Annotated in this window: 15 protein-coding genes and 1 pseudogene; 10 read left to right on the forward strand and 6 right to left on the reverse strand. The window is 53.4% G+C overall.

Annotated elements, in window-relative coordinates; translation table 11 throughout:
- Positions 1-174: 174 nt before the first annotated feature.
- Both AC097R_RS17790 and AC097R_RS17795 read left to right on the forward strand, forming a co-directional pair.
- A complete protein-coding gene (locus AC097R_RS17790) occupies positions 175-1,332 on the forward strand; it encodes an FIST signal transduction protein (protein ID WP_479599522.1) in 1,158 nt (385 codons plus the stop codon).
- A gap of 3 nt (positions 1,333-1,335) precedes the next feature.
- Positions 1,336-3,417 carry an EAL domain-containing protein gene (locus AC097R_RS17795; protein ID WP_479599523.1) on the forward strand — a complete coding sequence of 694 codons (2,082 nt, stop codon included), beginning with the start codon at positions 1,336-1,338 and terminating at the stop codon, positions 3,415-3,417.
- Positions 3,418-3,450: 33 nt separating this feature from the next.
- On the opposite strand, the gene AC097R_RS17800 is transcribed toward AC097R_RS17795, so the two are convergent.
- Complete coding sequence (locus tag AC097R_RS17800) at positions 3,451-4,128, reverse strand: FxDxF family PEP-CTERM protein (protein WP_479599524.1); 678 nt, start codon at positions 4,126-4,128, stop codon at positions 3,451-3,453.
- Positions 4,129-4,398: 270 nt separating this feature from the next.
- On the opposite strand from AC097R_RS17800, the gene AC097R_RS17805 reads away from it, so the two are divergent.
- From AC097R_RS17805 to AC097R_RS17825, 5 genes are all read left to right on the forward strand, one after another.
- Positions 4,399-4,914 carry a hypothetical protein gene (locus AC097R_RS17805; protein WP_479599525.1) on the forward strand — a complete coding sequence of 172 codons (516 nt, stop codon included), beginning with the start codon at positions 4,399-4,401 and terminating at the stop codon, positions 4,912-4,914.
- 65 nt (positions 4,915-4,979) lie between these two features.
- Positions 4,980-5,438: an RcnB family protein gene (locus tag AC097R_RS17810; protein WP_479599526.1), complete on the forward strand. Its 459-nt coding sequence runs from the start codon at positions 4,980-4,982 to the stop codon at positions 5,436-5,438.
- 588 nt (positions 5,439-6,026) lie between these two features.
- Positions 6,027-6,887, forward strand: coding sequence for an HDOD domain-containing protein (locus tag AC097R_RS17815; protein ID WP_479599527.1), 861 nt, complete (start codon positions 6,027-6,029; stop codon positions 6,885-6,887).
- A gap of 99 nt (positions 6,888-6,986) precedes the next feature.
- Positions 6,987-9,101: a PAS domain-containing protein gene (locus tag AC097R_RS17820; RefSeq protein ID WP_479599528.1), complete on the forward strand. Its 2,115-nt coding sequence runs from the start codon at positions 6,987-6,989 to the stop codon at positions 9,099-9,101.
- Positions 9,098-10,525, forward strand: a complete 1,428-nt coding sequence (locus AC097R_RS17825; protein ID WP_479599529.1) for an ATP-binding protein — start codon at positions 9,098-9,100, stop codon at positions 10,523-10,525. The genes AC097R_RS17820 and AC097R_RS17825 overlap by 4 nt, the downstream gene beginning before the upstream one ends.
- 21 nt (positions 10,526-10,546) lie before the next feature.
- On the opposite strand, the gene AC097R_RS17830 is transcribed toward AC097R_RS17825, so the two are convergent.
- The 5 genes from AC097R_RS17830 to AC097R_RS17850 are packed head-to-tail and all read right to left on the reverse strand — an operon-like array spanning position 10,547 to position 16,522.
- Positions 10,547-11,416: an HDOD domain-containing protein gene (locus AC097R_RS17830; protein WP_479599530.1), complete on the reverse strand. Its 870-nt coding sequence runs from the start codon at positions 11,414-11,416 to the stop codon at positions 10,547-10,549.
- The gene (locus AC097R_RS17835) at positions 11,416-11,610 is read right to left on the reverse strand and encodes a hypothetical protein (RefSeq protein WP_479599531.1); all 195 of its coding nucleotides are present in this window, start codon (positions 11,608-11,610) and stop codon (positions 11,416-11,418) included. Before AC097R_RS17835 ends, AC097R_RS17830 begins: the two co-directional genes overlap by 1 nt.
- Positions 11,607-13,760: an EAL domain-containing protein gene (locus AC097R_RS17840; protein ID WP_479599532.1), complete on the reverse strand. Its 2,154-nt coding sequence runs from the start codon at positions 13,758-13,760 to the stop codon at positions 11,607-11,609. Before AC097R_RS17840 ends, AC097R_RS17835 begins: the two co-directional genes overlap by 4 nt.
- A 36-nt stretch (positions 13,761-13,796) precedes the next feature.
- Positions 13,797-15,101 (reverse strand): response regulator c-di-GMP phosphodiesterase, NosR family, encoded by a 1,305-nt coding sequence (gene nosR, locus AC097R_RS17845; protein ID WP_479599533.1) that lies wholly within the window; start codon positions 15,099-15,101, stop codon positions 13,797-13,799.
- Positions 15,102-15,103: 2 nt separating this feature from the next.
- On the reverse strand, positions 15,104-16,522 hold the full coding sequence (locus AC097R_RS17850; RefSeq protein ID WP_479599534.1) for an ATP-binding protein: 1,419 nt from the start codon (positions 16,520-16,522) through the stop codon (positions 15,104-15,106).
- 473 nt (positions 16,523-16,995) lie between these two features.
- On the opposite strand from AC097R_RS17850, the gene AC097R_RS17855 reads away from it, so the two are divergent.
- The 3 genes and pseudogenes from AC097R_RS17855 to AC097R_RS17865 form a co-directional block, all read left to right on the forward strand.
- Complete coding sequence (locus AC097R_RS17855; RefSeq protein WP_479599569.1) at positions 16,996-18,108, forward strand: ABC transporter substrate-binding protein; 1,113 nt, start codon at positions 16,996-16,998, stop codon at positions 18,106-18,108.
- A gap of 28 nt (positions 18,109-18,136) precedes the next feature.
- Positions 18,137-19,840 carry an ATP-binding protein gene (locus AC097R_RS17860; protein ID WP_479599535.1) on the forward strand — a complete coding sequence of 568 codons (1,704 nt, stop codon included), beginning with the start codon at positions 18,137-18,139 and terminating at the stop codon, positions 19,838-19,840.
- Between the two features lie 357 nt (positions 19,841-20,197).
- Positions 20,198-20,399 (forward strand): annotated as a pseudogene (locus tag AC097R_RS17865) (methyl-accepting chemotaxis protein); the annotation flags it as partial.

The following is a 20,399-nucleotide window of genomic DNA, read 5'->3' on the forward strand; positions in this document are numbered from 1 at the left end:
AATTCCCCCTGCTTTAAAAACTAGCAGGGTAGGGCCAACGTGGATCAAATTTGGCTGGAAATATTTGCTCGAAAGTGGGTCAGATTTCAACGGAAATCAACAGACTAGCAAAAAATCGGATGCTTTCTCGTTCGCGAGGGCGTATCGTTGCAGTTGACAAAAATAGGGCGAACTATGAATATTTCACAAAATGTTTTTACTGTCGGCTCTCTTCCGCACTTTGAGAACCCAACCCCATGCCTCGCCAGCCAGCTCGTCATGGTTTTTGGCAGTACGACATTGCTCGACAACAGCGCTAATTTCTTTGCGATTCGTGACGCGTTCCCAGACGCAATGATCGTGGGCTGCTCCACTGCTGGCGAGATTGAAGGCGCATATGTGCGGGACGACACTCTGGTGGTAACAGTGGTGAACTTCGAGCGCACAGGGCTACAGCTCGCCAAGGCAACTATTCAGGCATCGTCTCAAAGTTACGCGACGGGCCAGCGGTTGGCAAAGTCCTTGCCGTCGTTGGACTTGGCTCATGTATTGGTGTTCTCGGATGGACTGAGAGTCAACGGAACTGCACTGGTGCGTGGAATGAAAGACAGTCTTCCACCAATGGTCGAAGTGACAGGCGGATTGGCGGCCGACGGTGCAAATTTCCAAAAAACATTGGTGTGCGCCAATGACGTTCCAACCGATGGCCAAGTTGTTGCGGTGGGTCTATATGGTCAAAGCATCAAAATAGGCTACGGGTCTTTGGGTGGTTGGGACCCATTTGGCCCTGAACGCCAGATTACACGTTCGGAAGGCAACGTCTTGTTCGACTTAGACCGCCAACCGGCATTGGCGCTCTATAAGCGCTACTTGGGCGATCAAGCGGCTGGGCTACCGGCAACTGGGCTACAGTTTCCCTTGGCTCTACGCTATCCGGAAAGTAGTGGAGTTGCGCCTCAATCCAATGGCGGCGTGGTGCGGACCATTCTCGGCATTGACGAGGCAAACAATAGCATGACGTTCGCAGGCGACATGCCAGAAGGCGGGCATGTGCGTCTGATGAAAGCCAACTTCGACCGCTTGATCGACGGAGCGTCACAAGCTGCAAGACTAAGTACACTAACCTTGCACAACAAGTCTGCCCGACTGGCCTTACTCGTGAGCTGCGTGGGGCGTAAGTTGGTTCTTAAGCAGAGAATTGACGAAGAAATTGAAGGGGTGCGGGAAGTCTTGGGTGACGACACCATGCTGGCCGGCTTTTATTCCTATGGTGAAATTTCTCCGCACATGGCAGGAGATAGCTGCGAACTTCACAATCAAACGATGACCATCACAACCTTTCTTGAAGACTGATCGATGCATCGCCTGCTCCTTCGCCAAATTAAGCGTTACTTCGGGATGGTGGAGGATCTTCCTGTGGAGATTGCCCCCCTGCTGGCTGAAATTAACAAGTTTTACGACGAGGCTGACAATGATCGCGCCATGATAGAGCGGTCTCTGGAGATTGCGTCACAGGAAATGTTGGAGCAGAACAGGGCCCTGTTCAGCGAACTTGAGGCGCGGCGGGCGGCCGAATCGCAATTAACAAGATTGATCAATTTCGACGATTTGACAGGACTTGCAAAGCGTGGTCTTTTATTAGATCGCCTCACGCAGGTAATTGCCAGCGCACAGCGACAAATGCAAAGTGTTGTGGTCCTTGTGTTGGGACTCGATCATTTCAAAGCAATTGACGATAGTCTGGGCAATAGCGCCAGCAATGAATTGTTGAGAATCATCAGTGGCCGATTGAGTGTCTGCGTACGGGAAAGCGATACCGTAGCGAGATTGGGTGACGATGTGTTTGCAATTGCATTAACGATGTCACCGGAAGTCGGGAACAACCTACATCGGATATCCGCGATATTGGCCAAGGATATTGATGGACAGCTTGTCGAATTATTGGAGCGAGTTCTAAAGTCCGTTTCGAATATGATCACGTTGTTGGGCCAGGAATTGCAAGTAACCTGCAGTATCGGCGTAAGCCTGTTTCCACAAGATGGTGGAGATAGCGAGACTCTGTTGAGAGCGGCCAGTGCTGCGATGGGAAACGCAAAACAAACCGGACGCAATAAGTTTCAATTTTTCCAACCGGAACAACGCGCCCAAATCGAATCCAGACTCGCATTGCAGAGCCAACTTCGGTTGGCAATCGAACGCCAAGAGTTTGTTTTGCATTACCAGCCGCAAGTTGATTTATGCAGTGGTTGCGTGATTGGCGTGGAAGCCCTGATCCGATGGAATCATCCAGAGCGGGGTTTGGTGGCACCGGCGAACTTCATTGGGGTGGCCGAAGAAACCGGATTGATCGTACCCATCGGTGCCTGGGTGATCCGGGCCGCCTGTGAGCAGAGCATGGCTTGGCAACGGGAGGGGCTCGGAAAAATCCGCATGGCGGTAAATCTATCGGTCCGACAGTTTGCGCAACCCGACTTGGTTGAATATATTGCGTCCGTCCTGGCCGACACGGCCCTTGAGCCAGAGTACTTTGAAATTGAACTGACCGAGAGTCTGGTCATGGATGACGTCGAGCAATCTGTGGGCCTTCTGCATCGTCTGAAATCTCTTGGCTTGCAAATGTCGATTGACGACTTTGGAACGGGTTACTCAAGCCTAGCTTACCTGACGCGCTTTCCCATCGACTTGCTGAAAATCGACCAGTCATTTGTGCGAGAGAGCGCTACCGTCGAGTGTGTCACCATAATCAAGGCGATCATCTCAATGGCGCACAGTTTGGGTATCCGAGTGATCGCGGAAGGCGTTGAAACTGCGGCACAGTGCGATCTGCTACGAAACAATCTGTGCGACGAAATCCAAGGGTATTTGTTCAGCAAACCCATGGGTGCGGGGGATATCAGCGACCTTCTTGCGCAGAACAAGCGTTTGCCTGACGAACTGCTGCGCTTCGAGAGACCGAAACGAACCCTACTTTTGGTGGACGACGAACCCAATATTACCAACGCGCTACAGCGCCTGTTCAGACACACAGATTTGCGGATATTGACAGCCAATAGTGGGCAAGCTGGACTGGATGTGCTAGCCGAGCACGTTGTCGACGTCATCATTTCCGACCAACGAATGCCCGGAATGACCGGCGTTGAGTTTTTAAAGACCGTGAAGGACCTGTATCCCAATACGGTTCGTATTGTCTTGTCGGGATTCACAGAATTGCAGTCCGTAACCCAAGCCGTGAATGAAGGTTCGGTCTACAAGTTTTTGATCAAGCCATGGAATGAAGACGAACTGCGGAATTCGATTGAAGAAGCCTTTAGAAGCAAAGAATTTGCAGACGAAAACAGGCGATTGAACCTTGAGGTATCGACTTCGAATCAGAAACTGGCGACTGTCAATCGACAATTGACAGAGCTGTTGAGACTTAAAGAGAAGCAAAAAGTCTGATGAATTGGCCAGATTGCGTCAGATAGTGACCATTCAGAGTGCTGCAGTCTTGTGCTTACGCCGCCTGGCGATGCCTGCCATCAAACCCAAACCAGCCAGCATCATGGCGTAGGTTTCTGGTTCAGGAACCGACGAAACAACTGACGTGTAATCAGCACTGGCACTTTGACCACCCCAGGTGTAGCCCTGTACCTTCAACAACATGCCGGGTTTTGCAAGCAGAGTGAACTGGGCATTGCTGAACACCGATGTCCATTTGACTTCCTCGCCTTGCGTCAAGCGGGAACCAGCTGCATTCGCGTTGCAGCCGCCGGACACACCGCAAAAGCTGTCTTTGTAGTCCCAGTTCACACCGCCCTGGTTGGCTGCATTCCCAGAAAACTTCACCGCCCCAACACCCCAAGAGCCCACAGCAATCGTGGTCAAAGCCGGGTCTTGGTTGCTATAGGTGTTGACCTGCAACGCACTGATGAAGGCCCCAGAACCGAAAATGGACTGTAGGCCGCTGCTCACCTTGAGGTCGAACACAAAGGTTTTGTTGTCTACAGAGGCGTCGATGGTCAACGTCGCGAAACTGGCAGGCGTTGTAGGTCCAGAGCCGGTCAGGAACGAGCCAAAGTTGTAGGTCGTAGTAGCCGCACTGGCGGTGGACGCAAGAGCAGCAATTCCGAGGGCGGAGATGATCTGAAGGAATGATTTTTTAATTTGCATGGATGTTTCTGTTACTAAATGTAATTTTAGTGTCCGTGCTGCGTCTAGCCAATAGTCCAGTTGGGTGGTTCTGAACCAGATTCGTGAAATTCCTCACGAATTGACCTGCATGTTTTGCGAGGGCAAGTTTGCGCTCCGCCGCACTGAGATTCGTTGCAGATTTTGGGGCGCACGATTGCCGAGCAAGTCAGCGTTACATCTCAATTCATTTGAGTCAGTTTTTGAAAGACGACGGCTGAAAATAGTCCCGTTACTTATAAGGAGAACATCATGATCAAACGCATCGTTGGTACCGTTATCACAGTGGCCGCACTTGGGCTCAGCGTGTCTGTATTCGCTGCTGGTAACGGTGGCGGTGGATCGCACGGTGGTGGAAACAGTGGCGTCAATAGCGGTGGCAATGGAGGCAGTTCTGGCATGGATGCAAAACCATCCCACGGTTCAGACGGCAAGTCCCACGCGGGTACCAAAGAAGCGCATGTGGGGAAAACTACTTCCCAACAATTGACGGACAACAAGAAACTCTCCGCCACTTTGTCAGGCCTGTTGCCCGCAGGTACTGATCTGCAGGCGGCCTCAGCGGGATTTAAGAATCTCGGTCAGTTCGTGGCGGCCGTGCACGTGAGCAAGAATCTCGGAATCCCTTTTACCGACTTGAAGGCGAAGATGATCAGCGGCCACAGCCTGGGTGCAGCGACCAAAGCGCTTAAACCCACGGCGAATGCTGAGCTTGAGGCAAAGAAAGCCCGCAAGCAGGCAGCACAAGATACCGCAACCTCGAAATAAGTCGCTCGGCAACCCCCTGCGATGCCGCTGCCAAGAGGCTTGAATTTTCAAATTAGGAACTAACTGTGCAATCTAAATTTTTGTCTCATGCCATTCTCATCGGAGCCCTTACTGTGGGCAGCTTAGGCCATGCTGGAAAACCCGATTGGGCTGGTCATGGAAAGGGCAAATCCCAGCCATCGGAACAGAACACCACGGTTGAAATCCGTGTAGGCGGTTATTTTGAAGATAGTCAAAGAAGAGCGGTGTCTGACTACTACGGTGCACAAGCTGCCAGAGGGCATTGCCCACCTGGATTGGCAAAAAAGAACAGTGGATGTTTGCCACCAGGGCAGGCCAAAAAGTGGGCACGCGGAGCTCCTTTGCCTTCAACTGTCATCCAATATCCGCTACCTAGGGACGTCGTCGTGAAAATTGGGGTGCCTCCGTCTGGCTACAAGTACGTTCGTGTCGCCAATGACATTCTCTTGATTGCGATCGGCACGGGCATTGTTGTGGATGCCATCGAGGATTTGGTGCGATAGCCGAATTTGGAAACGTACTCAAACTAGTCTTACGAAATCTTCGCTGTCACTGAAGTCAATGAACCTCCGGTGACCCATAACGCCTTGACTGGCCGAAAAAAAACGGCAATAAGCTCAAGTAAGCGCTCGCCGTCTACGGCTCATAAGAAACCGGTCCGTGTACTTGGGAGTCGCGAAGTCTGACCACATGCGGCACCCTAAAACCTAAGAATTAGCGGGAAGTCATGCGGGTGACCGTTCATAAAACGGCAATTCACTTTGGCTCTCTGGCAAAGTAACGTGTAGCTTTTTTAGTAAATCACGCTCTTCTTGAGCGCGGCGTATCCGAGCGAGTAACTGCAGCATCTCGCTTTTTTCTTCAAACGATTCTTTGGACCTCTGCTCGAATGAATTTCGCCACACAGCTCAGCCACATCTGTACAGTTCAAAGGACAAGCCAAGTTTAGCTACCGGGCCGGCCTCAGTCCGATATGCTTAGAAGCTAAGCGATCTATGTGAGAACATAGGAAACGTGGCAACAAGATAACTTTTATACTTTTAACAGCATATTAATGCTTGTTATAAGAAGTGACTCTAGGAGAGTTGGCAATGGAAATTGGCGTCTCAATAAGCACCATATTGGCACAAAAGCTAGTCTTGGCAGTAGAAGATATGCCAGCCTTTCCAGAGAGCGTTCGCAAAATTTTGGTATTGACCCAAGATATCAACTGCACACCTAAGGATCTTGTCCACGTGATTGGCCAAGATCCCGTTGTGACGGTGAGGATATTGCGGGTAGTCAACTCGTCGTACTACAACTTGCCGAAGAAGATTTCCTCCATAGACCATGCTGTGGTCTATTTAGGCTTCAACACCATCAAGAACCTGGCCGTTGCAATTGCGGCAATAGGTGCACTACCCAAGAAGAACCCAGCAGGCTTTGAAGTACAGTCTTATTTGCAGCATTGTTTGTCAACTGCAGGAATTGCTAAACACTTGGCATCGAGAGTGCCTGACGCAGATCCCGTCGACTGCTTCATAGCGGGGTTACTACACGACTTTGGAAAAATCGTGCTGGCTCAATTCAAACCCGTTGAATTTCGCCTCGCCCTTCGCAATAGTCAGGAGAGCGGTGAATCACTCCATATAGCACTGCGAAAAATCATCGGCGTTGACCATGCCACCGTGGGTGCCATGCTGGTTGAGAAATGGCAGTTTCCCAGCCAGCTGATTGAGGCCATCCGTTACCAATACGGACCTGAGCTTCGGGATACCAGCCTTAGTGCATGTGTGTTTGCCGCCAACCAGATCAGCAAGAGACTACAACTCGGTTTTGCAGGAAACTACCATGTTGAGGAATTCCCGCTCTTTGTGCAACAACGACTGGGCGGCTCTTTGGAGGACATGGCGCTTGCATCGGGCAAGGTGACTTCAATGTTTGAGGACGCTCATATTGTCTCCCAGCTTTAAACTACCTGAGGTAATCGATAGAAGTTTGTGTTGCAGATAGCCATTGCTCAATTGATTGCATGACTGATAGGGCCATTTTTAAGTGGACTAAATACCAACATGAGCTCTGAAAAAAACAGTCTTCTAAATCAGACCCTGCTGAATATGGCCGGTCGCATTGCACAGTTTGGCGGTTGGACTGTTGACTTGCCGGGTCACGAAGTTAGTTGGTCGAGTGAGATGCGTGCAATCCATGACGTGTCGCCAGATGCTGCTCTTGAGCTTGAGCAGGTCTTCAATTTTTATGCTCCGCAATCGCAAGTCGCAGCCCGCAAAAACTTTGAAACATGTTTTCAGCACGGCACGTCTTTTGATCTTGAGTTGGAAATGCTTACCTCCAAAGGCCGGCATATATGGATTCGTTGTATCGGCGAGGCCCAGTGGAACCTCGCCGGTTCGATTGTGCGAGTCCAAGGGGCATGCCAGGACGTTACCGAGCGCAAGCAAACCGAGGAGAAACTGGTCTACGAGCGCGATCTGCTCCGTATGCTGCTGGACAGCTCCCCAGACCATATTTATTTCAAGGACGTCCAATCGCGTTTCATCAAATGCAGTACCGCGCAGGCTCGTCAATTTGGCGTAGAGTCTTCGGATGCCTTGGTGGGCAAAACGGATTTCGACATTTTCTCTGAAGAACATGCGCGCCCGGCGTTCGAAGATGAGCAAGAGATCATCCGTACCGGGCAGCCCATGGTCAACAAGGTGGAACGCGAAACCTGGCAAGACGGCCGGCCGGATTCGTGGGCACTTACCACCAAGATGCCGCTGCGCAGAAAAGACGGCACCATCATCGGCACCTTTGGCATCACCAAGGATATTTCCAGCATCAAGCAGACCGAAAATGAACTGGCCTACCAGCGCGATCTGTTGGCAACGCTGATGGACAACCTGCCCGATTCACTTTTCTTTAAGGACCGCCAATCGCGCCTGGTGCAGCTCAGCCGATCCGAGGCGGAGAGTCTGTTCCAGGTGTCGCTGAGTCGCCATCGCGCGAACTTTCCCGACGCCGCTTTACCACCGCACCTGCAGAGCGTGGAGGTGTTCAGAGAATATGCGATCGGCAAGTCGGATGCAGATTTCTATGGTGCAAAAGAAGCGGCTAAATTTGCTAAAAGCGAGCAAGAAGTACTGCGCACCGGCCAGCCGATGATTGAAAAAAGTGAAATCGTCGGTATGCATCCTGATGGATCCGCTGACTGGCATCTGTCGACCAAATGCGCCTGGCGCGACCAGGACGGTCGCATCATCGGCACATTTGGCACCTCCAAAAACATCTCCAAATTGAAGCTGGCGGAGAAGACGATTGAAGAGGTGCACAAAAAGCTGGTCGACGCTTCGCGCCTGGCGGGCATGGCCGAGATCGCCACCAATGTGCTGCACAACGTGGGCAATATACTCAACAGCGTCAATGTATCTGCGGGGGTGATCGGCGCCCAGCTGCGGGCCTCCAAGCTCAAAGGCCTGTTGCGTGCGGTGGGCCTGATGGACGAGCATGCCGACGATCTGGGCGATTTTCTAGTGCATGACGCACGGGGAAAACTGTTGCCCAGGTACTTGCGCGAGCTTGCGCAGACGTTGACGGGGGAGCAGGCGGCCATGGCCGAGGAATTGGGCCAGCTCATTAAGAGCGTGGACCATATCAAGGAGATCGTGGCCATCCAGCAATCGCATGCGGGTGCACCGAGCATTGCCGAATCGGTGCGCTGGAACGAACTTGTAGACGACGCGCTGCGTATGAACGTCGGCGCGCTGGAGCGCCACAAGGTGCAGATTGTCAAAGACTTTGACAATCTACCCATACTGCTGCTAGACCGCCACCGCTTACTGCAAATTCTGGTGAATCTAATTGGCAATTCCAAACAAGCTCTGGGGGGTCTGGACTTGGCCCAACCGACCATCACGCTCGGGGCCCACCTGGTAGATACCGAGCAAGGGCAAGTCCTGCGCATTACCGTGGCCGACAACGGCGAAGGCATTGCGCCCGAGAACCTGACACGCATCTTCGCGCATGGTTTTACGACCCGTAAAACCGGACATGGCTTTGGTCTGCACAGCTGTGTGGTAGCCGCACAAGAAATGGGGGGCAGCTTGGCTGCTTACAGCTCCGGAGCTGGACAGGGAGCCATCTTCACCCTTGACATTCCTGTTGCCACCCCAGAAGGGGTCTCGCAATGAATCTCCCCCCCAACCGGCGCATCTTACTGATTGACGACATGCCAGCCATCCATGAGGATTTTCGCAAGGTGCTGGCGCCGGTGGTGGCGGAATCGGACGAACTCAGCGCGGTCGAGCAGGCCTTGTTTGGCGACGCAGTCAAGGACACTGCGGAGACTTTCTCGCTCGAATCTGCCTACCAAGGGCAAGAAGGCTTGGCCAAGGTGCAGGCCTCTCTGCAAGAGAAGCGGCCTTACGCGATGGCTTTTGTTGACATGCGCATGCCTCCGGGCTGGGACGGCGTGCAAACCATAGAGGAGTTATGGAAGGTCGACCCGCGATTGCAGATCGTGATCTGCACCGCCTACGCCGACACCTCATGGACCGAAGTCTTGGCCCGGTTGGATGTGCGCGACCGGCTGCTGATTCTGAAGAAGCCCTTTGATGCCATTGAGGTCTTCCAACTCGCATCTTCGTTGACCGCCAAGTGGCAAATGGCGCAAGACGCCGCAGAACAACTCAAACGGCTTGAAGAAGCAGTGCGCGAACGTACCGGCGAGCTGAGTGCTTCAAACAGTGCGTTGCAACTGGAGATTGGAGAGCGCAAACACCTGCAAGGTCAGCTGGTGCAGTCGGAAAAGCTGGCTTCCATCGGTCAGTTGGCGGCCGGTGTGGCACACGAGATTAACAACCCAATTGGCTACATCTTTTCGAACTTCGGCACGCTGGGGGGCTACCTGGCGCAGCTGTTCCTGATGTTGGATGCGTATGAGGTTGCCGAGGCCAACATGGCACAACCCGAGGTGGCCGCCCGGCTGCGCAAACTGCGCGAAGAGATCGAGTTGGACTTCTTGAAAGAAGACATCCCCGTGCTGATGCGCGAATCGGAACAAGGCATCGTGCGGGTGCGACAGATCGTGCAGGACCTGAAGGATTTCTCGCGCGTGGATTCAACGCAGGAATGGGAATGGGCCAATTTGCACCAAGGCATTGACTCGACTCTGAACATCGTAGCCAGTGAGGTCAAGTACAAGGCCGATGTGGTCAAGGAGTATGGAGAGATCCCCGACATCGAATGTTTAGCCTCACAGATCAACCAGGTGGTGATGAACCTGGTGGTCAACGCGGCGCATGCCATGGGTGAAGAGCGTGGTCGCATCACGGTACGCACCGGCACGGCGGGAGAAGACGTCTGGCTGGAGGTCGTTGACAACGGCGTAGGCATTCCGCCCGACACCCTGAAGCGCATCTTCGAGCCCTTCTTCACCACTAAGCCGATAGGCAAGGGTACCGGCCTCGGGCTGTCCTTGTCCTATGGCATTGTGCAAAAACACCAGGGCCGCATCGACGTAGAAAGCACCTTGGGCCAAGGCACCCGGTTTCGCGTAACGCTACCGATACGTCGGCCGCTAGCGCAAGACCCAACACCCACAGTCGATGCATGAACAGGCTGTCTCCGTTTTGATTCACCCGTGACCATCGATTAAGACAACTAACTCCTGATACAGCCCCTCTATCTCTTTGAGGTCTATGGCCAATTTTTCATGCGATCCCATCCAGCGATTCCACCCGCGCTCAGACAATGGAGGAACTATCGCCAAAGGATCAGACTCCAGATTGAGTCCAAGCGCAATTGCATCAGCGAGATGAATGACCTCGGCGAAGGCACTGTATTCCTTGGCGTTAGGATTTGAATCGTGATTCCCTCCAAAACTGTGGTGGTCGCCAATCGCGACCGCAATGGCATCGGGAAGATGCCAATGCCGACACAAAGCCATCCCAATGGCGGCGTGATTAAACCCAAATACCCGTTCTTCCGCATCGGTAGTCAATAAATTGCCGGACTCTCTAAGCGATTGCACTTCCGTATATTGAGCAGGGTACGTGGCCATCAGTGCCAGTTTCCCAATGTCATGCAAAATACCTGCTAAAAACAAAAGGTTCGGATTGAGCTTGTTGCTCCGTCCGATTACCGAAGCGCATATGGCGACGGCAATACTGTGACGAAAAAGCCTTTGCACCTCGACGCCACTCGCCAGCCCAGGAAATTTTTGTGCGGTCATCATGGCCGCCGTAACGACCAACCTCAGGTTTGAAAAACCTAAAACAATCACGGCTTCATGGATGGTCTGTACCTGATTTGGTAACCCATAGAAAGGCGAGTTCGCAATTCGCAATACCCTTGCTACCAGACCTTGATCGCGTGCAATGGCCTGAACGACCTGATTGATATCTGCGTCGTCATCATTCAAGTACCCCAAGACTACTCTCGTGGTACTCGGCAAATTCGGCAATTGCTGAACGGCTGCAATAGCCTGTTCTAAGCTTGGGCGCATTAATTATCCTTCTGCTTCAGGAATGCCAATACTGCAGACTGAAGCGCTCTGCTAGCAGCGCCATTTCCGGAAAGGCGAAAGCGTCGCTGGACTTTTAAGGATTCATTGTCTAGGTCCGAACGTGCTGCAGGTGCAACATTTGGTTGCATCGCCATAGTTTCTGTAACCACCGGTCTGAGAGATGTGTCATTCATATAGGACTCCTCGGGACAAAGGCGAACACCATTCCAGAATGTTGCCCGCTGCTAGACAAGTTGCGCCCCGCCAAACTCCACCGCTGTCCCGCCGAATCAACATGTTCTGAATAGCTCACCTCTGTGGACGGCCAGGATGGCAGTGCCTCTGCGAACGATGAAATGGCGCCCTCCTCTATTCCTAGTCTGACGAACGCTTCATTTGTGAGAACAATCATCCCGCTTGGATCGAGCCCTAATACTGGAATGGGTAAAAGGTGAAGGGTTTGCTGGGCAACTGAAAGAGCCGTTTGGCCTACCAGTGATCTGCGCGCCTGCTCATCCAGAAGCACCGCGAGCGCCTTGTTGCTGCGATTGAGGTCTTCATTCATTAACCCAATCTCGCGCGTGAGTCGTCCGTTCTCATCGCTCAGTTCTTTGTGCCTGAACGCCTCCAGGATGTTTTCCTTAAGGCCTTGATCGTCCCACGGTTTGCTCAAGAACTTATAGATTGCTCCTTGGTTAATAGCATTAGTTATGGATTGCATGTCCGCATAGCCCGAGAGAACCATGCGCACGGTGTCTGGATACAGTTCCTTCGCCAGGCGTAGAAACTCTTCGCCCGTCATGTTGGGCATGCGCTGGTCCGAGACGATGACGTCCACGTCATTCTTCGCAAGCAAATCCAATCCTTCAGCGCCTGAGCCGGCAGTGAAGATGCGATAGCCTTCCCGCCGGAGCAGCCTTTTCAGCGCGGAGAGAATACTTTCCTCATCGTCTACCAGCAGCAATGTCCTTGTTTTGGTAGGACGGCCAATCAATTCAGGGGGCAGACGCCAGCCGGATGCAAGCAAAACGACAGCATCAGTCGCAGGCATGGGCTTGCCTATGAAATAGCCCTGAACCGTATCGCAGTGCTCGGCAACCAGCTTTGACAATTGCGCCTCAGTCTCCACACCCTCAGCAACTAGGGACAAATTGAGACTGCGGGCCATTCCGATGATCGCGCGAGTAATGGATGCATCGTTGGGGTTTGTTGTGATGTCCTGAACAAAGGTTCTGTCGATCTTCACTGTATCAATGGGCAACCGCTTCAGGTAGGCCAGGCTAGAGTACCCGGTCCCGAAGTCGTCTATAGACAGCCGAACGCCCAGCGCTTTCAGGCGAAACAAGAGCGCCTCCGTATGCCGAACATCCTGCATCAATAAGCTTTCGGTTAGCTCCAGCTCCAGCCTTTCAGCAGGCACCCCTGATTCCGAAAGGATTGCCTTGACAGACTCCGGATAAGTCAGATCTACAAGTTGCCGAAGCGAGACGTTGACTGCCATGGTCAATTTATCGTGTCCCAAGCGATCCCACGCCGCGAGCTGCTGGCAGGCAGTTCTAAGCACCCAAGTGCCTACCCGGTCTATCAGCCCCGTTTCTTCTAGGATCGGGATGAATTCAGAAGGCGGAACGATCCCCTTGGTGGGATGCAGCCAGCGCACCAAGGCTTCAAACCCTGTGATCGCGCCGCTACGGCAGGAGGCCTTGGGTTGGTAGTAGACCAAGAACTGCCCTTGCTCCACCGCGACCGCCAACTCTGTCTCCAAATGGAGACGGGCACCTAAAACGGGGGTCATGCCAGGCTCATAAAGGAGCCAACTCCCCCTTGAAACGACCTTGGCCCTAGAAAGGGCCGCTTTTGCATGGTGCAAGGCTTGATCGATAGTGGTTGCCTGAAGTTTTTGTGCCACGCTCAATTGCGTCTTCATCGTGCAGGAGATGCCTATGGTGGCGCCTACAAAAACTTCTTTCCCCGCGACTAGGTAGGGGCGCATTAGCTTTTCGATCAAGGCCGAGGCTAATTGGCTGACTTGCTCAAAATTTGCAACATTCTCAATCACCACGGCAAACTCATCGCCGCCGTATCGGGCCAGAAAGCTGCTGGGCTCGGCGCGTGTAGCAATCCGCTTTGCGGCTTCAGCCAAAACATGGTCACCGGCCGACAGTCCCATGGCCTCATTCAGGGAAGCCAGATGATCCAGATCAATACAGAGAAGCGCCACATCCAAGTCACGCGGCAAGGAGTTCAGTTTCTCCAAGAGAACACCGCGTCCTGGCAACCCCGTCGCGGGGTCAATGCCATGCTCATGTGATGCCCGATTGGAGCCCTGCAAACCCTCTGTCATTTAATCCTCCCCTAGGAATTCACACTCAGCAGCCGCTTATATTTTTTGTGGTGGCTTGATGGGTAACACCATTTCGATGTCGTCCCTGGATTCTCGTTGCTGCAGCAATCTGATCAACTTCTCAGTGAGCACATGCTCTGCGCTCAACAAAACGATCCCATCATGGGTCTTGAGATCCCTTGCCATCACCATGCCGGGCACCAGTTCATTGGTTTTCAGCATGATCGCCGGCGCTTCCGCTACAGGAGCAGCATTCAGGGTTACCTGCAGAAATACGTCTACCACTTCAGGGTTAAATTGAGTGCCTCGTCCCCGTGCAATCATAGAACGGGCTTCACTGGTAGACAGCTTGGCCTGGCTCAGGTTCCCTGCCTGAAGATCCAAAAATGCTTCGACCACCATCAGAATACTTGCTGCAATGGATATGGCGTCCCCGGCAAGGCCATCGGGAAACCCGAGGCCGTCGTACCTCTCATGGTGTGAGCGGATCAGCGCCGCGACTCCATACATATCGTCCTGCGACATCAGCGCCTGCTCGCCCCACACCGGATGTCGCCTATACAAGGTCAATTCACTTTCGGACAATCGCCCAACGGGCTTCGACAACACTTCGTCAGACAGCCCAATCTGTCCAATGTCGTGCAATAACCCAGCAACAAAGAGCTCCTGCTGAGCAGCCTCGGGTAATCCCATGCTCGCAGCCGTGCGGCGCGCAAGGTCCGCCACCAAGCGGGAGTGCCCGCTGAGGTTGCCTCCACGCAATTCCATCAAGTTAGAAAACACCTTGATGGTGTTCAGATAGTTCTTTTTGAGTTTCCCATTGGCAGCCTGGAGCTCCTGCGTGCGCGCCTGCACTTTGGCCTCCAAACCAGTGTTGAGGCTTTTCAGTTCCTCGTTTTGCAGAAGTACCTGATCCTCTAGTTTTTTCTTCTCACGTTCCAGTGCTTTCCGCTCAAGAGCTTGTTGCACGATCAGGACCAGATCGTGATCGTCCCACGGCTTGGTGATGTAGCGATAAATCTCACCGCGATTAATCGCCTCAATGATGGAAGAAACGTCCGCGTAGCCCGTCAACAAAAGGCGCATCGTGTCTGGCCAGCGTTGGCGCACATGCTCCAAAAATTTGGAGCCGTCCATTTCGGGCATCCGCATGTCAGATATCACCAGATCCACGGGCGTGCTTTCCAGCACCGTTAGCCCCGCTTGGCCACTCTCCGCAACGATCACTTGAAATCCATGGGGGCGTAGAAGACGCCTCAACGCCGAGAGGATATTCGCTTCATCGTCCACGCACAAAACGGTGCGCAGGTTCTGACTTGATTCCACGGGCAGTGAACTCATTTCTATTCCGCTTTGTCTGTTTGCGTCAGTGGAAGTACCAACCGGAACGTGGTCCCTTTTCCCATCTCTGTTTGCACATCAATCTGGCCATGGTGTTTTTGAATAATTCCGTACGACAGTGACAAACCCAACCCCGTCCCTTTTCCAACCGGTTTAGTGGTGTAAAACGGGTCAAAAATCCGAGGCACCACATCCTTCGGAATACCGCTGCCATTGTCAGTAACTTCAATCCATGCGGATTCATTCTCTACACCCGTACGAATCCATATTTTTCCGCGGTCCGGACCTATCGCGTGCGCTGCGTTAACTACCAAGTTCATCACAACCTGGTTGATCTCTGAGGGGATGCATTGAACTGGCGGTATATCACCATACTCCTTGATGATGTCTGCCTTGTATTTCACTTCGTTATTGACCACATTCAACGTGGAGTCAATGCCTTGATTCAAGTTAGTAAAGCTCCACTCCGGCTTAGCATCCACGTGGGAGAAGTCCTTCAAATCCTGGACGATTTTTCTAACCCTGACGATGCCTTCTTTGGATTCCCTCATGAGATCTGGAATGTCCTCCTTGAGGAAATCAACTTCCAGCGCCAGCCGCTTCGCCTGCAGCTCTTTTACTACATTCGGATCGTTGTAGCTCTGCTCGGCCTGTTCGTAAACGCTCAGCATTTCAAACAAACTGGTCAAATAGGTCTCTAGCATTCCATAGTTGGAAAAGATGTATCCAATGGGATTGTTGATCTCATGGGCAACCCCTGCGGCCAATTGTCCAATGGAGGCCAATTTCTCCGACTGCACCAAATGCTCCTGAGCAGTGACTAATTTGGCATTCAACAGATTGAGCTCTGAATTACGCTTGGTTAGTTCGTATTCCACCTGCTCACGGCGTTCGACGTCCCTACGCAGCGTGGTGTTCACGTCTGCCAGCTGTGCGGTTCGCTGCTCAACGATCTGTTCAACCTCAAGCTGCGACTTCATTAGAGCATTTTCGGCAATTTTTCTTTCCGTAATGTCTTGTAACGTTTCTATGGCGCCAACGATATTGCCGTCCGAATTTCTCAGCGGGGCGGCCGTGAAAAATAGCCACCGCCCAGACGCACCTAACCTTGGGAAGAAGTCTTCGGCTTCATAGGCTTCAGGGATCGTTAGGGAGCTGCGATATGTGTTTTGATACAGATCCGAAATAATGTCGGCCATGGCGCCGTCGACAATAAGATCGGCCATAACGGGCCGCTCAACGCCGTAAAAAACTTTGCCAAGACCAATCTGCCCAACGACAGTAGAGGCGGGAACACCCAGCAACTGGGCGCATGCTCCGTTGTAGTGGGTGACGACGTGATTTGCGTCGATAACAAAAGTAGGGATCGGGCTGCCCTCAAAGAAGTTCGATGGATCCAGGTTGTTGAGTTCAGTGTGCATACGCTAACTTGGATCTTCAATTTCCATAAAAATTAAGACGGCCAGCCTCAATTTGACGTTTGATCATTGCGTCGACGTGATGTCGTGTTTGCATATGCCCTCCTCCGTCCGCAATTGTTTTCTTTGCATTTAGGGACGGTTTATCACTTAAAAATCGATGCGTCAACAGTTACGACGCAACCGCCTGCGAGGACGCAGGTGCATCAAGGATGCGATGTTCCATTGCGCAGCGTTGCACTGGTGTTTTTTTCTCATTTTTTCACCAAACTGTCGGCACGTCCAGGTCAGCTTTCGTTGGCGGTAACAGACAGACGCGCTGCATAGCTACTGAAGGCAGCACAATAGGATTGGCAATAATCTGCGTCCGATAGGGTTGACTAAAACAATGCACTGGTTTCAGATGTGAGAATATTGAGCGCTACTGATGCGATAGCAACTCTTGCGGAGATCCCACAATGTCATACCTTACCCGGATGTGTTTGACTCTTGGTTTCTGTTGTATCGGTGGGCATCTCGTACATGCACAATCACCATCATCCCGCGGGGCGATTCCCGTAGAAATGAGCCTGGCCGCCATGCGGCAGGTGGTCGCTGATGCCAGCAAGCACGGTGCTCCCTGGAACGGGCCCGAATCCGGTCCTCCCGCATACGCGGGTGCCACGGTGGCGATAGTCAGTGAAGACCTGCGCAACGGCGGAATTCTCGGCGTCGGCAAGGGCATCCAGGAAGCCGCCAAAACGATCGGCTGGAACACCAAGATTTACGACGCGGGAGGAACGCCTGCGGGGCGCGCCAAAGCTCTGTCCACAGCGCTGGCTTTGAAACCGGACGGCGTCATCCTGGTCGGCATCGATGTAAAAGAAATTCAAGCCCAGTTGGCCCCATTTGAAGAACGTAAAGTGCCCATAGTGGGCTGGCATGTTGGCCCCAACGCCGGCCCGATTGTCGGCAGTCCGATTGCAATGAACGTGTCCACCAACCCGCTGGATGTGGCGCGCATCACGGCCATGGCGGCCGTGGTAGCGTCCGAGGGACGGGCGGGCGTAGTGGTCTTCACAGACAGCAACTTCGAAATCGCCATGGCCAAGTCCAACGCGATGGCGGACGTAATTCGCGCCTGCAGGGGCTGCCGCTTGCTGGAAATCAAGGATGTAGCGATTTCTAAAAGTGCCGAATTAATGCCTGCCGCGACGCAAGACCTGCTCAAACGCTATGGCACGCAGTGGACGCATGCGTTGGCCATCAATGACATCTACTTTGACTATGCCGCGCCAGAGCTGACCCATGCCGGCAAATCCAGCAAAAGCGTCAACATGCTTTCCGCCGGCGATGGCAGCGCCGCCGCCTTCCTGCGCATCCGGGCGGGCACATTCCAGACCGGCACAGTCTCCGAACCGCTGAATCTCCATGGCTGGCAACTGGTGGACGAATTGAATCGCCTGCTGGCCCGCCAGCCGGTCAGCGGCTACATCGTTCCCGTGCATCTGGTCACCGTCGACAACATCGCTTTCGATGGCGGCGCCCAGCGCCAATACGATCCCGATAACGGCTACCGCAACATCTACCGGCGCATCTGGAAACGTTAAGAACACACTCAGAAATTTATTGCTGAATATGCACTTACGGCTACCCCGGTCTCTGCGCAACCAGTTCATACTGGCCCTCTCGGCACTGGCACTGCTGGTCTTGGCTGGCGGCGTAACTGCCGTGTATGCCTTGCGCGTCAACACCGATGCCACCCAACTGCTGGCCGAAAAACGCCTGGTGCAGATGCAGGACGCGCAAGACCTCGTCCGGCGCACCCTGCTCATCGAGCGTGAAGCCGACCAATTGGCCACGGCTGCATCCGTCGACGCCATGCGCGAAAGCTACACCGACATCCTCAAGCAACTGGAAGCGTTCGACCACACTATAGACCGTCTCGCCGCCGCCGACGAAGATCTTGGTGTGCTCGACCTGCACCAGTCCAGCCAGTTGTTCCGCAATACCGTGAACATCGTTGGACAACTGCGAGAGGGCGAATTACAAGCCGCCGCGCCAGCCTCGACCAAAGGCAGTGCCGAGAAAAACCAGCAGTTCCACACGGAACTGCGCGAACAGGCTGGCCTGATGGTAGAGACGACCCAGGTGCAGTCCGACCGTGTCACCCAGGACTACCGGAACGCCATGCTCGCCTTGGCGGAAACCTCCTTGAATAACGAACGTTGGGTGATGGCTTTGCTGGCGGCCAGCCTTGTACTCGCCTGGCTGGTCGCACAAAGCTTTCTCGGCAACCATGTGCTGGCGCGCCTGCAACTGGTCAGCAAAAGCCTGCGCAAAACCGAAGTGGGCGAAGGACGTTTTGTGGTTCCGGTACAGGGCGGCGACGAAATTGGCGACATGGCCCGCGCCGTCGAGCAGTTCCAGGAAGACCGACAACAGCTGGCCCTAGCCAACGCCGCGTTGCTGGTCGAAAAAACCCGGCAAGAAGAACTCATCCGCAAACTCGCAGAGGCCCACAGTCAGTTGCTGCAGTCAGAAAAACTGGCCTCCATCGGCCAACTAGCTGCCGGTGTGGCGCATGAAATCAACAACCCGGTCGCTTTTGTGAACTCGAACCTGGGCACCTTGCAGGGCTACGTGGAAGACCTGTTCAAAACCCTGGCCGCGTACGAGCAGAGCGAAAATGAATTGAGCCCGGCAACTCAGCAGACCATGCGCGCACTGAAACAGCAGATCGACATCGTCTACCTGCGTGAAGACGCGAGCAGTCTGCTGGCCGAGTCCATGAGCGGCTTGCAGCGCGTCAAACGCATCGTGCAGGACCTGCGGGACTTCTCCCACGTGGACGAGACCGACAAGCAATGGGCCAATCTGGAATCCGGCCTGGACAGCACCCTGAACGTGGTGGGGAGCACGCTCAAGGACAAGGCCGAGGTGGTCAAGGAATACGGCGACATCCCGGAAATCGAGTGCATCCCTTCGCAAATCAACCAGGTGTTCATGAACCTACTGATCAACGCCGGGCAGGCCATCGAAGAGCATGGCCGCATTACCTTACGCACCGGCCTGGACGACGAGAACGTGTGGGTGGAAATACAGGACACTGGCAACGGCATTTCGCCTGAAAATATGGACCGCATCTTCGACCCTTTCTTCACCACCAAGCCCGTCGGCACGGGCACCGGCCTGGGCCTCTCCATCTCATACGGCATCATCAGCCGGCATGGCGGACAGATTGAAGTGATAAGCGAGCCAGGACAAGGCGCCACATTCAAGGTGCTGCTGCCGCGGCAGATAGTTCGCTTGCCTGCTGAAGCCAGCTCGAACGTAGCTTGACCTGGCGTATTCGCTCGAAGAGGTAAAAGAATGCATTTCTCCTCTAAAGAAGGATAGTCCCATATCCAATTTGTGAAAATGTGCGCGCCGTGAAGAGCGGGTTCATATTTGATGGTTTCCCACACACCAAGACACGCCAGGACGCTCGACCAGATATTCGCTTCTCGCTGTCTCTGCCTTGTTGATATGACCTGTGTTCGACATGCGGTAGTGCTCTCATTTCTTATGTCAAAAACACTCACCTCAAATATTCTTGCCTTATGCAAGAACAGGTATACGATGCTCCGTGACTAGGCGAGAAGTTTGTCCCCAGCTATTTTGGGGACGCAATTTAAAACAAAAACATCGGAGCCAGCCATGAAACTGAGCATCGCAAAGCGTCTGTATCTAGTCTGCGGGGTGTTGGTCCTCGCCTTGGTTGGGGTCGCCGTTTCGGCATGGGTCTCCTTGAATGAGGTAGCACTTTTGGCCCAGCGAGCGAGCGACAACCGCACGCCGCAATTGATGCGCATGGCGGACGTTCAGCTGGATGTCACGCGAACTTCTCTGCAATTGCGCC

Source organism: Rhodoferax sp. ZS1R25 (genome assembly GCF_056521335.1).